This is a genomic window from Rhizobium sp. SEMIA 4085 (genome assembly GCF_013004495.1).
GTDB classification, from domain to species: Bacteria; Pseudomonadota; Alphaproteobacteria; order Rhizobiales; family Rhizobiaceae; genus Rhizobium; species Rhizobium gallicum.
In genome coordinates this window covers 1-15,800 of sequence record NZ_JABEPH010000109.1, presented here as the reverse complement: position 1 = coordinate 15,800, position 15,800 = coordinate 1, and the positions used below count along the sequence as shown (strand labels likewise).

14 protein-coding genes are annotated in these 15,800 nt (G+C 60.7%); 13 read left to right on the top strand and 1 reads right to left on the bottom strand.

What is annotated here, in order from left to right; translation table 11 throughout:
• The 13 genes from C9413_RS13410 to C9413_RS13350 all read left to right on the top strand — a co-directional run.
• On the top strand, positions 1 to 362 hold a 362-nt coding region (locus C9413_RS13410), incomplete at its 5' end, for a zinc-binding dehydrogenase (RefSeq protein ID WP_170250543.1).
• A gap of 52 nt (positions 363 to 414) precedes the next feature.
• On the top strand, positions 415 to 1,980 hold the full coding sequence (locus C9413_RS13405; protein WP_039844852.1) for an ABC transporter ATP-binding protein: 1,566 nt from the start codon (positions 415 to 417) through the stop codon (positions 1,978 to 1,980).
• Positions 1,970 to 3,067, top strand: a complete 1,098-nt coding sequence (locus C9413_RS13400) for an ABC transporter permease (RefSeq protein ID WP_039844853.1) — start codon at positions 1,970 to 1,972, stop codon at positions 3,065 to 3,067. The genes C9413_RS13405 and C9413_RS13400 overlap by 11 nt, the downstream gene beginning before the upstream one ends.
• A complete protein-coding gene (locus C9413_RS13395; RefSeq protein WP_039844854.1) occupies positions 3,064 to 3,981 on the top strand; it encodes an ABC transporter permease in 918 nt (305 codons plus the stop codon). Before C9413_RS13400 ends, C9413_RS13395 begins: the two co-directional genes overlap by 4 nt.
• A 47-nt stretch (positions 3,982 to 4,028) precedes the next feature.
• Positions 4,029 to 5,102 carry a BMP family ABC transporter substrate-binding protein gene (locus tag C9413_RS13390; protein ID WP_039844855.1) on the top strand — a complete coding sequence of 358 codons (1,074 nt, stop codon included), beginning with the start codon at positions 4,029 to 4,031 and terminating at the stop codon, positions 5,100 to 5,102.
• Positions 5,103 to 5,247: 145 nt separating this feature from the next.
• Positions 5,248 to 6,210 (top strand): galactofuranose ABC transporter, galactofuranose-binding protein YtfQ, encoded by a 963-nt coding sequence (gene ytfQ, locus C9413_RS13385; protein ID WP_039844856.1) that lies wholly within the window; start codon positions 5,248 to 5,250, stop codon positions 6,208 to 6,210.
• Positions 6,211 to 6,327: 117 nt separating this feature from the next.
• A complete protein-coding gene (gene ytfR, locus C9413_RS13380; protein ID WP_039844857.1) occupies positions 6,328 to 7,851 on the top strand; it encodes a galactofuranose ABC transporter, ATP-binding protein YtfR in 1,524 nt (507 codons plus the stop codon).
• A complete protein-coding gene (locus tag C9413_RS13375) occupies positions 7,848 to 8,864 on the top strand; it encodes an ABC transporter permease (RefSeq protein WP_170250542.1) in 1,017 nt (338 codons plus the stop codon). Before ytfR ends, C9413_RS13375 begins: the two co-directional genes overlap by 4 nt.
• On the top strand, positions 8,861 to 9,829 hold the full coding sequence (gene yjfF, locus C9413_RS13370) for a galactofuranose ABC transporter, permease protein YjfF (protein ID WP_039844859.1): 969 nt from the start codon (positions 8,861 to 8,863) through the stop codon (positions 9,827 to 9,829). The genes C9413_RS13375 and yjfF overlap by 4 nt, the downstream gene beginning before the upstream one ends.
• A gap of 11 nt (positions 9,830 to 9,840) precedes the next feature.
• The gene (locus C9413_RS13365; RefSeq protein WP_039844860.1) at positions 9,841 to 10,593 is read left to right on the top strand and encodes a FadR/GntR family transcriptional regulator; all 753 of its coding nucleotides are present in this window, start codon (positions 9,841 to 9,843) and stop codon (positions 10,591 to 10,593) included.
• 75 nt (positions 10,594 to 10,668) lie between these two features.
• Positions 10,669 to 12,033 carry a bifunctional UDP-N-acetylglucosamine diphosphorylase/glucosamine-1-phosphate N-acetyltransferase GlmU gene (gene glmU / locus C9413_RS13360; protein WP_039844861.1) on the top strand — a complete coding sequence of 455 codons (1,365 nt, stop codon included), beginning with the start codon at positions 10,669 to 10,671 and terminating at the stop codon, positions 12,031 to 12,033.
• Between the two features lie 95 nt (positions 12,034 to 12,128).
• Entirely contained in the window at positions 12,129 to 13,955 is a 1,827-nt protein-coding gene (gene glmS / locus C9413_RS13355; RefSeq protein WP_039844862.1) for a glutamine--fructose-6-phosphate transaminase (isomerizing), read from the top strand.
• 116 nt (positions 13,956 to 14,071) lie between these two features.
• Complete coding sequence (locus C9413_RS13350; RefSeq protein WP_039844863.1) at positions 14,072 to 14,803, top strand: DUF502 domain-containing protein; 732 nt, start codon at positions 14,072 to 14,074, stop codon at positions 14,801 to 14,803.
• Here C9413_RS13350 and C9413_RS13345 read toward each other — a convergent pair.
• Positions 14,759 to 15,800: ATP-dependent DNA helicase RecG (locus C9413_RS13345; protein ID WP_170250541.1), on the bottom strand; the 1,042-nt coding region annotated here is incomplete at its 5' end. The genes C9413_RS13350 and C9413_RS13345 overlap by 45 nt on opposite strands.

Sequence of the window (15,800 nt, the reverse complement as noted above, 5' to 3'; positions counted from 1 at the left end):
CCGGACACGGCGTGCTCGTCGTCTACGCCGGGCTCGGCCGTGATCCATTCCCGCAACCGCTCTACTGCCGGAAGCCGCGGGGCATGTTTGTCTCCTTCGGTCAATCCTCGGGCGCTATTGAGAATTTCACGAGGGCGATGCTGGCGCAGCGGGGCTCGCTATATGCAACGAGGCCGACGCTTTTCACCTACATTGCCACACGCGATGAACTGACCGCCTGTGCAAACGCGCTATTTGATATTGTGCTAAGCAGCAAAGTGCGTATCAATATCAACCAAACCTATCCGTTGCGTGAGGTGGGACGAGCTCACACGGATCTAGAAAAAAGAAGAACTACGGGAACTACGCTGCTGATCCCATAAACGATCCGGAACGGACAGGTCGGCAGAGGGAAATGAGGGGAACGTGTCGTCATTGAATGCGCTGCCGTCCGGTGCGTTACTGTCGGTCCAGAAACTGACGAAGCTCTTCGGTAGCTTTACCGCCTGCAACGAAATCGACCTCGATATCGCTCCGGGCGAGATCCACGCGCTTCTCGGAGAGAACGGCGCAGGCAAGTCCACGTTGGTGAAGATGCTGTTCGGCGTTTTGGAGCCGACGGCCGGCGATATCCTCTGGGAGGGAAAGCCGGTTGCGGTTGGCGCACCTGGAGAAGCCCGCAAGCTCGGCATCGGCATGGTCTTCCAGCATTTTTCGCTTTTCGAAGCCCTGACGGTCGCCGAAAACATTGCGCTCTCCCTCGATGACAAGATTCCGATCGGCCGGATCGCCGAAGAGGCGAGGGCATTGTCGCGCGCTTACGGGCTGCCGCTCGATCCGCACGCCCATGTGGCCGACCTTTCCGTCGGGGAGCGTCAGCGCATCGAAATCGTCCGCGCATTGCTGCAAAATCCGAAGCTGATAATCCTCGACGAGCCGACCTCGGTTCTGACGCCCCAGGAGGCCGACAAACTCTTCGAAACGCTCTTCAAGCTGAAGGCGGAGGGCCGTTCTGTGCTCTATATCAGCCATCGCCTCGAGGAGGTGCAGCGCATTTGCGATCGCGCAACCGTGCTTCGCCACGGCAGGGTTACCGGCGCCTGCGATCCGAAGCGGGAGACTCCCGGTTCCCTCGCCAGAATGATGGTCGGCTCCCACGTGCCGAGGGTGAGCCATCCCGATCGCGGCAAAGTGGGGGACGTTCAACTTGCAGTAACGAGCCTTTCGGTCGCTCCGCGCACGCCCTTTGCCACACCGCTCAGGGATGTGTCGCTTGCGGTCCGCTCCGGCGAAATCCTGGCGATTGCCGGTGTCGCCGGTAACGGGCAGGGCGAGCTTTTCGACGCATTGTCCGGCGAATATCCGGTGGCGCGGCCTGAGGCGATCATGATCCGCAGGAAGCCTGTCGGCACGCAGGGCATCACCGCCCGCCGCCTGCTCGGTGCGGGCTTCGTCCCGGAAGAGCGCCACGGCCACGCCGCAGTTTCGGCCATGAAGCTTTCGGATAATGTGGTGCTCGCGCGCAGCCAGTCGGACCGCAAGGCGTTTCTTGGCGGTGGCTTTCTCAAGATCATCCGGCGCGGAGCGGTGAGGAGTGCGGCAAAACGCATTTCGGAAAACATGGACGTCCGCAGGAGTGGTGAGGATCCCGCCGCAGGGGCGTTGTCGGGCGGCAATCTCCAGAAGTTCATCGTCGGCCGGGAGCTCGACCGCCAGCCGGGGGTCCTCGTCGTCAATCAGCCGACCTGGGGCGTCGACGCGGGGGCTGCGAGCCACATTCGTCAGGCGCTCGTCGATCTCGCACGCGCCGGCTCTGCCGTCGTCGTCATCAGTCAGGACCTCGATGAGATATTCGAAGTCGCAACCGATATTGCCGTCATCTCGGAAGGGCGTCTTTCGCCGCCGTTCCCGGCCGGTGAACTGACCCGCGAGCAGATCGGCATCCTGATGGGCGGTCTGCATGAAAGCGGGCCTGCCGCGGAGACCGGCGATGCGCATTGAACTCGAAAAACGGCCACAGGTCTCGAAACTCTTCGGGTTCGTTTCGCCGCTCCTGGCACTGGTGCTGACGCTGGTTGCAGGCAGCATCATGTTCGCTCTGCTCGGCAAGGATCCAGTCGGGGCACTAAACGCCTTCTTCGTCGAACCCTTGCTCGAAATCTGGTCGCTGCACGAACTGGCGATCAAGGCCGCGCCGCTCATCCTGATCGCAGTCGGCCTTTCGGTTTGCTATCGCTCGAACAACTGGAACATTGGTGCCGAAGGCCAGTTCACCATCGGTGCGATCGCAGGCTCGATCCTGCCGATCGTCTTCTACGACTGGCATTCGCCCCTCGTGCTGCCGCTGATGCTGATCATGGGCGCCATCGGCGGCGCGCTCTTCGCCGCCATCCCGGCACTCTTGAAGGCGCATTTCAATACCAATGAAATCCTGACCTCGCTGATGCTGGTCTATATCGCCCAGCTTTTCCTCGATTGGCTGATCCGTGGTGCCTGGCGCGATCCGAAGGGCTTCAATTTTCCCGTTTCGCGCGACTTTGCTCCGGAGGCGGTCCTTCCGGCTATCTGGGAAGAGTCGGGACGCGCGCACTGGGCCTTCATTTTTGCGATCCTCGCGGCGATCCTCGTCTGGTTTATGATGCGCTATACGCTGAAGGGCTTCGAGGTCGTCGTGCTCGGCCAGTCCGAGCGGGCAGGGCGCTTTGCGGGCTTCTCCTCGAGGCGGATGATCTGGTTCAGCTTTCTGTTGTCCGGCGCGCTTGCCGGTCTCGCCGGCATTTCCGAAGTGTCTGGTTCGATCGGCCACCTGCAGCCGGCCATTTCGCCGGGTTACGGCTTCACGGCGATCATCGTCGCCTTTCTCGGACGCCTCAATCCCCTCGGCATCACTGCCTCCGGCTTAGTGCTGGCGCTTACCTATCTCGGCGGCGAGGCGGCACAGCTCTCGATCGGGGTGTCCGACAAGGTGACGCGCGTCTTCCAGGGGCTCCTGCTATTTTTCGTGCTCTCTTGCGACACGCTGATCTTCTACAGGATCAGGATCGTCTGGTCGCGAGTGCAGGTAGTCACCGGGAAGGTGGCGCAATGATCTTCGAAGCCATCCTGCTGACCGTCATCACGGCCGCCACGCCCCTCGTGATCGCTGCATTCGGCGAACTTGTGACGGAGCGCGCCGGAGTCTTGAACCTGGGCGTTGAGGGTATGATGATCATGGGCGCCGTCGGCGCCTTTGCCGCTGCCCAGGCCACCGGATCGCCTTATATCGGCCTGCTGGCCGGTATCGCGACCGGCGCAGTGTTCTCGCTTCTCTTCGGCTTCCTGACGCTGACGCTGGTAACCAATCAGGTCGCGACCGGCCTTGCGCTGACGATCCTCGGGCTTGGGGCCTCCGGGATGCTCGGCGAGAGCTATGTCGGCATCCCCGGTATCAAGGTTCCGCAGATCTACATTCCGTATCTTTCCGACATTCCCTTCATCGGACCGGTTCTTTTTCATCAGGATCTGGTTTTCTACCTGTCCATCGCGCTCGTCATCGGCATCAACTGGTTCCTCTTCAAAAGCCGCCGGGGCCTGAAGTTGCGGGCGATCGGCGACAATCACAGTTCGGCACACGCGCTCGGGATTGATGTCATTCGTACCCGCTACCTGGCGGTCATGTTCGGCGGCGCCTGTGCCGGGCTTGCCGGGGCGCAGCTTTCGCTCGTCTATACGCCGCAGTGGGTGGAGAACATGGCGGCGGGGCGCGGCTGGATCGCGCTTGCGCTCGTCGTCTTTGCGTCTTGGCGGCCGTGGCGGGTGCTTGCGGGAGGCTATCTATTCGGTGCGGTCTCGATCGGCCAGCTTCACGCGCAGGCCTTTGGGATCGGCATTCCGTCGCAGTTTCTTTCGATGCTGCCTTATGCCGCGACTATTGTCGTTCTCATCATCATTTCTCATAATCGGCGCACGACGTTGATCAACACGCCGGCATCGCTTGGCAAGGCCTTCGTGCCTGACCGGTGACGCACAACAACAGACGGGTTTCAAACTCCCAACCAACAGGGGCTAAAATGAAGAAACTAGCACTCGCACTTGCGGCAACCGCTGCGCTTGTCATCAGCGTCGGCTCGGCCGCACAAGCCGCAGACAAGACCAAGGTCTGCTTCATCTATGTCGGCACCCGCACGGACGGCGGCTGGACGCAAGCCCATGAAAACGGCCGCCTGCAGGTCGAAAAGGAATTCGGCGATAAGGTTGAAACACCTTACCTCGAAAGTGTTCCGGAAGGTCCGGACGCCGAGCGCGCGATCGAGCGCATGGCCCGCTCCGGCTGCTCGCTGATCTTCACCACCTCGTTCGGCTTCATGGATGCCACCGTCAAGGTCGCCCAGAAGTTCCCGAAGGTGAAGTTTGAGCACGCAACGGGCTTCAAGGCAGCGGAAAACGTCGCGACCTACAATTCGCGCTTCTATGAGGGCCGCTACATTCAGGGCCAGATCGCCGCCAAGATGTCGAAGAAGGGCCTCGCCGGCTACATCGCTTCCTTCCCGATTCCGGAAGTGGTGATGGGGATCAACGCATTCGAACTCGGCGCGAAGTCCGTGAATCCCGACTTCAAGCTGAAAGTCGTATGGGCCAATACTTGGTTCGACCCGGGCAAGGAAGCCGACGCCGCCAAGGCACTGATCGACCAGGGCGTCGACATCTTGACACAGCACACCGACACCACGGCGCCGATGCAGGTTGCTGCCGAACGTGGCATAATGGCCTTCGGTCAGGCGTCGGACATGATCAAGGCCGGTCCGAAAACCCAGTTGACGGCAATCGTCGACACATGGGGCGCTTACTATACCAAGCGCACAAAGGCCCTGCTCGACGGCACGTGGAAGTCTGAACAGATCTGGGACGGCCTGAAAGACGGCATCTTGACGATGGCGCCCTACACGAACATGCCGGACGACGTGAAGAAGATGGCCGAAGAAACCGAGGCCAAGATCAAGTCCGGCGAACTGCATCCCTTCACCGGCCCGATCAACAAGCAGGACGGTACGCCCTGGCTGAAGGATGGCGAGAAGGCCGATGATGGCACGCTGCTCGGCATGAACTTCTACATCCAAGGCGTCGACGACAAACTGCCGCAATAATCGCTGCATTTTCGCAGTTGCAAAAGGCGCTCCCTCTCTGAGCGCCTTTTTTTGCGAGCCATCCTAAAATAGTAATTTACAAAAGTAATACTATATGATTTTTTCTCTCCTGCGCCGCGAGGAGCGGCATTTGGGAGAGACAATCATGAAATTGAAAAATGCACTTTTGAGTGCCACGGTTTTGGCTGCCTGCATGTTCGGTTCTGCATCTGCAGCTGAGCTTGTCGTGGGCTTCTCACAGATCGGCTCGGAGTCCGGCTGGCGTGCCGCTGAGACGACGGTGACTAAGCAGGAAGCTGAGAAGCGCGGCGTTGATCTAAAATTTTCCGATGCCCAGCAGAAGCAGGAGAACCAGATCAAGGCGCTGCGCTCCTTCGTTGCACAAGGCGTCAACGCAATTTTCCTCGCTCCCGTCGTCGAAACAGGCTGGGACGATGTCCTCAAGGAAGCCAAGGAAGCCGAAATCCCGGTCATCCTGCTCGACCGTACCATCAAGGCTCCGGATGATCTCTATCTGACGGCTGTGACCTCCGACCAAGTCCATGAAGGCAAGGTTGCGGGCGAGTGGCTCGTCAAGAATGCCGGCGACAAGAAGTGCAACATCGTCGAACTGCAAGGCACCACCGGTTCCTCGCCGGCGATTGCCCGCAAGAAGGGCTTCGAGGAAGCGCTTGCCGGCCACGAGAACTTCAAGATCGTCCGCAGCCAGACCGGCGACTTCACCCGCTCCAAGGGCAAGGAAGTCATGGAAAGCTTCCTGAAGGCTGAAAACGGCGGTAAGGACATCTGCGCGCTTTATGCCCACAACGACGATATGGCCGTCGGCGGCATTCAGGCGATCAAGGAAGCCGGCCTGAAGCCCGGCAAGGATATCCTCGTCGTCTCTATCGACGCCGTTCCGGACATCTTCCAGGCGATGGCGGCAGGCGAAGCCAACGCGACGGTCGAGCTTACGCCGAACATGGCCGGCCCGGCATTCGATGTGCTTGACGCCTATCTGAAGGACAAGAAGGAGCCGCCGAAGTGGATCCAGACGGAATCGAAGCTCTACACGCCGGCTGATGATCCGATGAAGGTCTACGAAGCCAAAAAGGGCCTCGGTTACTAATTGACACTGTTGCCGCACCGGTCCCTCATGGATCGGTGCGGCGCTGCCCGTGCGAGCGGGACATCATGTCCGGCAAGTGCAAGGGCATGCGCGGTCATATCTGGAAAATATCGAGCCATGATTCAAGATTTCGAGAACGTTCTCGTCGCGTCCGGAATATCGAAGTTCTTCCCCGGCGCCGTGGCGTTGGACAAGGTCGATTTCACGCTTCGCAAGGGCGAAGTCCATGCGCTGCTCGGCGAAAACGGAGCCGGCAAATCCACACTCATAAAATGCCTGACCGGCGCCTATCGCCGCGACGAGGGAAGACTTGCGCTCGAGGGCAGCGAGATCGATCCCCCCGATACGCTGGCGGCACAGAGGCTCGGCATCGGGACCGTCTATCAGGAGGTGAACCTCCTGCCGAATCTCAGCGTCGCCGAGAATCTTTTCCTTGGCCGTCAGCCACGTCGTTTCGGCATGGTCGATACGCGCGCGATGAACCGGATGGCGCGCGAGCTGCTGGCGCAATATGGCTTGGACATCGATGTCACGGCACAGCTCGAGCGCTTCTCCGTCGCCGTCCAGCAGGTGATCGCCATTGCCCGTGCAGTCGATCTTTCGGGCAAGGTTCTGATCCTCGACGAGCCGACCGCGAGCCTTGATACGCACGAAGTCGCGATGCTGTTCAATGTCATCAATGACTTGAGGAAGCGTGGATTAGGCATTGTCTTTATTACACACTTTCTTGAACAGGTTTACGAGATCAGCGACCGCATCACAGTGCTTCGCAACGGCAGGCTTGTCGGCACCCGGGAAGTGGCGGAACTGCCGCGGCAGGCGCTGATCCCGATGATGCTCGGCCGCGAACTGGCGCAGACGGAAGAGGCCGCAAAGGAACGCACGGCCGCTGCGGGCAGCGTCAAATATCGCTTCGAGGGCTATGGCAAGCGCGGCAAGGTAAAGCCTTTCGATCTCGATATTCGCGTGGGTGAAGTCGTCGGCATAGCCGGGCTGCTCGGTTCCGGACGTACCGAGACGGCAGAACTTTTTTTCGGCATAGAGCATGCCGACAGCGGCAGGGCGGTGATCGATGGAAAGGTTGTGGCGCTGTCGAGCCCGCGCGCTGCGATCAGGCACGGCTTCGGTTTCTGCCCGGAGGACCGCAAGACCGACGGGATTATCGGCGATCTGTCGATCCGCGAGAATATCGCGCTGGCGCTTCAGGCCCGCCGCGGCTGGGCAAGACCGCTGTCGCGCGGCGAACAGAATGCTCTTGCGGACCAATATATCAAGGCGCTCGATATCCGCACGACCGACCGTGAGAAACCGATCCGGCTGCTTTCGGGCGGCAACCAGCAGAAAGCCATCCTCGCGCGGTGGCTTGCCACCAATCCTGATTTCCTGATCCTCGACGAGCCGACGCGCGGCATCGACGTCGGTGCCCATGCGGAGATCATCCGACTGATCGAGGAGCTTTGTGCAAAGGGCATGTCGCTGATCGTGATCTCATCTGAATTGGAAGAGCTTGTCGCCTATAGTTCACGCGTCGTCGTCCTTCGCGACCGCGAGCACATTGCCGAGCTTGCTGGGGACCGCTTGACGGCATCCCACATCATCGACGCGATTGTCGCGGCCGAACAGAAAACGGAGGATGCATGAGTTCCTCGCTGAAGGCGCTTGCCATACGCCTGGCGCCGCAATTGATTGCGCTGGCCGTCATTCTTTTGTTAAATTTCATCATGTTTCCGCAGTTTTTTAATGTCGTCGTTCAGAATGACCGCCTCTATGGCAGTCTGATCGACGTCCTGAACCGCGGCGCCCCTGTTGCCCTGCTCGCCATCGGCATGACGCTGGTGATCGCCACGAAAGGCATCGATCTTTCGGTCGGCGCTGTCATTGCGATCTGCGGTGCGGTTGCCGCCTCGTCGATCGTCTCCGGCAATTCGCTGGCCTACACGCTGATCACGACGCTCTGCGTCGGGTTGCTTTGCGGCGTTTGGAACGGGTTCTTGGTGGCAATCCTGAATATCCAGCCGATCATCGCCACGCTTGTGCTGATGGTCGCCGGACGCGGCATCGCCCAGCTGATCACCGAAGGCGTGATCATGACTTTTAATGATCCGGGTCTGATATTCTTCGGCAGCGGCTCCTTCGCCTTTTTGCCGATGCCCGTCGTGATCTGGCTGATCGCCGGCGCGTTGGTGATCCTGCTCGTCAGGCGGACCGCACTCGGCATGCTGATCGAATCGGTCGGTATCAATCGCCGTGCCAGCACGCTCTCCGGGGTTCGCACGCCCGTTCTATTGATGGCGGTCTATATGCTTAGCGCGCTCTGTGCGGCGATTGCTGGCATTATCGTGGCCGCCGACATCAAGGGTGCCGATGCCAACAATGCCGGTCTCTGGCTGGAGCTCGATGCGATCCTTGCGGTCGTCGTGGGTGGTAATTCTCTCCTCGGCGGGCGCTTCAGCATTCTCGGCTCGCTGATCGGGGCGATGATCATCCAGGCGGTCAATACCGGCATCCTGCTATCCGGTTTCCCCCCGGAATTCAACCTGATCATCAAGGCCGGGGCGCGCCTGATCATTCTCCTATCCCAGTCGCCGTGCTTGCAATCCGCCGCAGTCTTCTTCAGCCGCAAGCCGGAAGTCAGAGCGGAGCTGTTGAAATGAACTCGAAATACCTGCCGCTCCTGGCAACCATCGTCATCTTCGTCCTTTCCTATGCGGCCTGCGCGCTGCAGTACCCGAACATGCTCTCGACCCGCGTCGCCGGCAACCTGCTGACCGACAACGCTTTTTTGGGAATTGCTGCGGTCGGCATGACCTTCGTCATCATCTCGGGCGGTATCGACCTTTCAATCGGCTCGGTCATCGCCTTTACCGGCGTGTTCCTTGCCGTCGTGCTGCGGGACACCTCGATTCATCCGCTCGCAGCCTTTGCGTTGGTTCTCGCCATCACCACTGCCTTCGGTGGACTGATGGGCGCGGTAATCCACTATCTGAAGATGCCGGCCTTCATCGTGACGCTTGCCGGCATGTTCCTGGCGCGCGGCATGTCCTACGTGCTTTCGATCGACAGTATCCCCATCGATCACGATTACTATTCGACGCTGACCGGAATTTACTATCGTCTGCCGGGCGGCGGACGACTGACGCTGGTCGGCGGAGTCATGCTGCTGGTTTTCATCGCCGGCGTCTTCATTGCGCACCGCACCCGCTTCGGAGCAAACGTCTACGCGCTCGGCGGCGGCGTCCAGACGGCGGAGTTGATGGGTGTGCCGGTCGGCCCGACGACCATCCGGATCTACGCGCTCTCCGGTTTTTTGGCGGGCCTATCCGGAATCGTTTTTTCGCTCTATACGTCTGCCGGATATTCCCTGGCGGCGGTCGGTGTCGAGCTTGACGCCATCGCGGCGGTGGTCATTGGGGGGACTCTTCTGACCGGGGGGGCAGGATTCGTAGCTGGAACCTTCATCGGTCTCCTGATACAGGGCCTTATTCAGACATACATCACCTTCGACGGGACGCTCTCGAGCTGGTGGACGAAAATCCTGATCGGCCTTTTGCTCTTTGCGTTTATCCTGATGCAAAAGGCCATCCTGTTCTTGTCCAGTTTGAACAAGAGGTACGCCTGACGGAGGACTTGTTGCGCAACCGTTTGCTTGAGACACGAAGGACCGGCCGAAAGACCCGCACGAGCCACGCGCAGGTCGTGGACGAGCTTGGCAAGGCCATCGTCGCCGGAACCTATCCGGTCGGCTCGATTTTGCCTGGAGACGTCGAGCTTGCCCAGCGCTTCAAGGTCTCCCGCACCGTCCTTCGCGAAACGATGAAGACGCTTGCAGCCAAGGGCATGGTTGTTGCCAAGGCCCGCGTCGGCACGCGTGTGACGGAGAAGAACCTCTGGAACATGTTCGACAGCGAGATCATCGCCTGGCACTTCGACCACGGCGTCACCGAAGAATTCCTGCTGCAACTCTACGACATCCGCCTTGCTGTGGAACCCTTTGCCGCGGGCCTTGTGGCAGAACGCGCAAACGCCGATGACATCGCGACGCTGCGTGCATTGGCGCTCGACATGGCTGCGCCAGGCCACACGACGGAGAGCCTTGCGCTCGCCGACCTGAAATTCCATCTCGCCGTCGCCGATGCCTCCCACAACCCATTCATGCGCACGCTCGGAAGTCTGATCGAGGCGGCCCTGGTCGGTATGTTCCGCCTGAGCACGCCGCCATCGCAGAACGGTTTCGCCACCATTGCCGACACGCATATGCGCATTGTCGATACGATCGTCGCCGGCGACGTTGTCGGCGCTCGCAAGGCGATGGAAGATGTTATCGTTGAAGGCCGCAAACATGTGCGTGACGCCTATGCGGCGTTCTCCGAGGTTTCCGCCTGATCCAAATTCATCTTTGTCGCCGGTTCGCCTTGCTGCTATGGCAGAGCTGAACAATGGATTCCCGGAGCCTGCCCCATGGAACGCACCTGCCTTGCCGTCATTCTTGCCGCCGGCGACAGCACACGCATGAAATCCTCGAAATCGAAGGTGCTGCATCCGGTCGCCAACCGGCCGATGATCGCACATGTCGTGGACGCCGTGGCGAAGGCCGGCATTTCGTCGGTTGCTCTCGTCGTCGGGCGTAATGCCGGCGAAGTCTCGAAGGCCGCCAGAATCGGCGGCGTCGAGGTCGAGGCACACTTGCAGAAGGAGCGCCTCGGAACCGGACATGCAGTTCTTGCGGCACGCGAAGCGATCGCCCGCGGCTACGACGATATCCTGGTGACGTATGGCGATGTCCCGTTACAGACCGAGGGGCCGCTGAAGGCGGCGCGCCAGGGACTGGCGGAGGGCAGCGACATCGTCGTCATCGGCTTCCATACGAGCAAGCCCGCGGGCTACGGCCGGTTACTCGTCAAGGACGGCGAATTGATTGCGATCCGCGAGGAGAAGGACGCGACCGATGCGGAGCGCGCCGTCAAATGGTGCAATAGCGGCCTGATGGCGATCAACGGCCGCAAGGCCCTCGATCTCCTTGCGCGCATTGAAAACAGCAACGCCAAAGGCGAATACTATCTCACGGACCTCGTCGAGATTGCCCGCTCGCTCGGCGGCCGGGTAACGGCCGTCGATGCGCCGGAAGTGGAAATGACCGGTTGCAACAACAGGGCAGAACTCGCGGCGATCGAGCGTTTCTGGCAGGAGCGCCGCCGCCACGAATTGATGATCTCCGGCGTGACGATGATCGCCCCCGAAACGGTTTTCCTGTCGCACGACACCGTCATCGGCCAGGATGCGCTGATCGAGCCGAATGTCGTCTTCGGTCCGGGCGCGGTGATCGACGGCGGCGCGGTGATCCATGCTTTCTCCCATATCGAAGGCGCGCATGTCAGCGTCGGTGCGACGGTCGGTCCCTTTGCACGCCTGCGGCCGGGCGCCGATCTCGGCGAGAGATCGAAGGTCGGCAACTTCTGCGAGGTGAAGAACGGGCAGATCGGTGAGGGCGCCAAGGTCAACCACCTGACCTATATTGGCGATGCGGTCATCGGCGCCGGAGCCAATATCGGCGCGGGCACAATCACCTGCAATTATGACGGCGTGAACAAGCACGAGACCCGCATCGGTGCCAACGCCTTCATCGGCTCCAACAGTGCGCTGGTTGCTCCGGTCAGCATTGGCGACGGTGCCTATATTGCGTCGGGCAGCGTCATCACCCACAATGTCCCTGCCGAGGCGCTCGCTTTCGGCCGGGCGCGCCAGGAAATGAAACCGGAGCGCGCCAAGGCGATCCGCGAGCGCGCGCAGGCGATCAAGGCCGCAAAGCAAGCCAAGACTGAGTAACGGCCGGAAATCGAAAGTGACCGGCTGACCGATTGAGAAATAACAGCAAATCGCTAGGACTGACTCGTTATTTTCGAAGCGTTGGGGACATTTTCATGTGCGGTATTGTGGGGATCGTCGGCAGTCAGCCGGTCGCGGAACGTTTGGTTGATGCACTGAAGCGGCTCGAATATCGAGGTTACGATTCGGCGGGTGTCGCGACGATCCACGAGGGCGTGATGAGCCGTCGCCGCGCCGAGGGCAAACTCTTCAATCTCGAGAAGTGCCTCGACGTCGAGCCGCTGCCCGGTACGACCGGCATTGCCCATACGCGCTGGGCAACGCACGGCGTTCCGAACGAGACCAATGCGCACCCGCATTTCGTCGAGGGCGTGGCGGTCGTCCACAACGGCATCATCGAAAACTTCTCGGACCTGCGTGACGAGCTCAACGCTGAAGGTGCCGTATTCGAAAGCCAGACCGACACCGAAGTCGTCGCCCACTTGATGGCGAAATACCTGCGCGAAGGGCTTGAGCCCCGCGCTGCCATGCTGAGGATGCTGAACCGCGTGACGGGCGCCTATGCGCTCGTCGTCATGCTGCAGAGCGATCCTGGCACGTTGCTGGCAGCGCGCTCCGGCCCGCCGCTTGCTATCGGCTTCGGCAATGACGAAATGTTCTTGGGCTCGGATGCAATCGCTCTATCGCCCTTCACCAACGAAATCACCTATCTCGTCGACGGCGACTGCGCGGTCATCACCCGCGACGGTGCGGCCATCGTCGACTTCTCCGGCAACCCGTTAAATCGCCCGCGGCAGATATCGCAGGCGACGGCCTATGTCGTCGACAAGGGTAACCATCGTCACTTCATGGAGAAGGAGATCTATGAGCAGCCGGAGGTCATCTCCCACGCGCTCAGCCACTACATGAATTTTGCCGAGAACACGATTGGTGCGAATGCGTCGGAGATTGATTTCAAGACAGTCAGCGGCCTCGCAATCTCGGCCTGCGGCACCGCCTATCTCGCCGGTCTGATCGGCAAATACTGGTTCGAGCGCTATGCCCGTCTGCCGGTCGAGATCGATGTCGCCTCGGAATTCCGATATCGCGAAATGCCGCTGCAGCCGTCACAGGCGGCACTCTTCATCTCGCAGTCCGGCGAAACCGCAGACACGCTGGCCTCGCTCCGCTACTGCAAGGACAACGGCCTAAAGATCGGCGCCGTGGTCAATGTGCAGGAGTCGACGATCGCGCGCGAATCCGATGCCGTCTTCCCGATCATGGCCGGTCCTGAGATCGGAGTTGCTTCGACGAAGGCCTTCACCTGCCAGCTGGCCGTCCTCGCGTCTCTGGCGATTGGGGCCGGCAAGGCGCGCGGCACCGTCAGCGCCGATGAGGAAAAGGGGCTCGTCCGGCAACTCGCGGAAATGCCGCGCATCATGAGCCGTGTGCTGAACCTCGTCCAGCCGCAGATGGAAAGTCTCTCACGCGAACTCTCCAAGTGCCGCGACGTGCTTTATCTCGGCCGCGGCACCAGCTTCCCGCTGGCGATGGAAGGTGCGCTGAAGCTCAAGGAAATTTCCTATATCCATGCGGAAGGGTATGCGGCGGGGGAATTGAAGCACGGGCCGATCGCGCTGATCGACGAGAACATGCCAGTCATCGTGATCGCGCCTTACGACCGGTTCTTTGAAAAGACCGTTTCGAACATGCAGGAAGTCGCAGCCCGCGGCGGCCGGATCATATTCATCACCGACGAAGCAGGCGCTGCTGCCTCCAAGCTGCCGACAATGGCGACGATCGCGCTTCCGAACGTTCCTGAGATCATCGCGCCGATGATCTTCTCGCTGCCGATCCAACTGCTCGCCTACCACACCGCCGTCTTCATGGGCACGGATGTCGACCAGCCACGAAACCTTGCAAAATCGGTCACGGTGGAGTGAATCGGAAAGCCGCCGGAAGGCTTGTGAAAGGGGCCGAATTCTGGCAGCTTCGTTCCAGGTGCGGGGGAGCGCCTGATCACGTCAGCCGGTAGATTCAAGGGAGTTCATCGCGAGCGATGACGCACAAACTGCCCCGATTGCCGATAGCGACCCGCATGAGAAACAACTTCCTTGCGGGCCTTATCATCTGTGCTCCGATTGCGATCACGCTGTGGCTCACGTGGTCCGTCGTACGGTGGGCTGACAGCTGGGTGAAGCCTTACATTCCCGCGCGTTACGATCCGGAGGGCTACCTGAATTTCGCCGTACCCGGCTCCGGCCTGGTGATCGCGATGATCTTCATCACCATCATCGGTTTTCTCGGCAAGAACCTCATCGGCCAGACCATTGTCCAGTTCGGTGAGTCGGTGGTACGCCGCGTGCCGCTGGTGCGCAGCATCTACAAGAGCGTGAAGCAGATATTCGAGACGGTGCTGGAGGAACGCAGCAATTCCTTCAAGAAGGTGGGCCTCATCGAGTATCCGAGCCCCGGCCTCTGGGCGCTGGTGTTCATCGCAACCGATGCAAAGGGCGAGATCGCTTCGAAGTTCAACGCGATGGGCCAGGACATGGTGAGTGTGTTCCTGCCGCCGACGCCAATTCCGACCGCGGGATTTCTGATCTTCGTGCCGCGCGAAAAGATCGTCATGCTCGACATGAGCGCGGAAGACGGCGCCAAGCTGCTCGTCTCCGGCGGCCTCGTGGCGCCAGACTTTCCTGCCAAGCCGTCCAAGGAACCGGCGGTTCCGGGAAAACCGAGACTGCTAGCCCGCGCGAAGAAAGCGGATCGCTTCGTCGCGCCGGAATAGATAGAGCAGGGTGCGGAACGCCGAACCGCGTTCGCTCGTGAGTTCCGGGTCGCGCTCGATCAGATAGGCGGCATCTCTTCGGGCGATCTCCAGAAGGTCGGCGTGCGCTTCGAGGCTCGCGATCCGGAAGCCGGGCGTGCCGGATTGGCGGGTGCCGAGCAGTTCGCCTTCTCCGCGCAGTTTCAAGTCTTCTTCGGCAATCCGGAAGCCATCCTCCGTCTCCCGCATGATCGAAAGCCGCGCATGGCCGGTTTCGCCGAGCGGGCCCTTGTAGAGCAGGATGCAGGTCGAAGATTCGTCCCCACGGCCGACGCGACCGCGAAGCTGATGGAGCTGTGCGAGACCGAAGCGTTCGGCATGCTCGATCACCATGATCGTCGCATCCGGCACGTCGACGCCCACTTCGACGACGGTCGTTGCCACCAACAGTCTCAGTTCGCCGTTCTTGAACGCCACCATGACGGCATCTTTCTCCGGTCCGCTCATGCGGCCGTGGATGAGGCCGATGCCCGTTCCAAGCGTTGAGACCAGCGTCGCATGCCGCTCTTCGGCGGACATGAGGTCGAGCTCTTCGGATTCCTCGACCAGCGGGCAGATCCAATAGGCCTTCTTGCCTTCGGCAAGCGCGCTTTGCAGCCGCTCTATGATTTCCCCGGTCCGTTCACTCGGTATCGTGATCGTCTGGATCGGCTTGCGGCCGGCAGGTTTCTCGGTGAGTTTCGAGACATCCATGTCGCCGAAGGCGGCGAGCACCAGCGTGCGTGGAATGGGTGTTGCCGTCATCACCAGCATGTGCGGCGAGATCCCCTTCGCCGTCAGCCGCAGCCGCTGGTGTACGCCGAAGCGATGCTGCTCGTCGACGACTGCCAGCATCAGGTTCTTGTAGTTGACGCTCTCCTGGAAAAGCGCATGCGTGCCGATGATGACCTGGGCCTCGCCGGAAGCGATGCGTCCCAGGATAACGTCGCGCGCACGGCCCTTGGCGCGACCCGTCAGC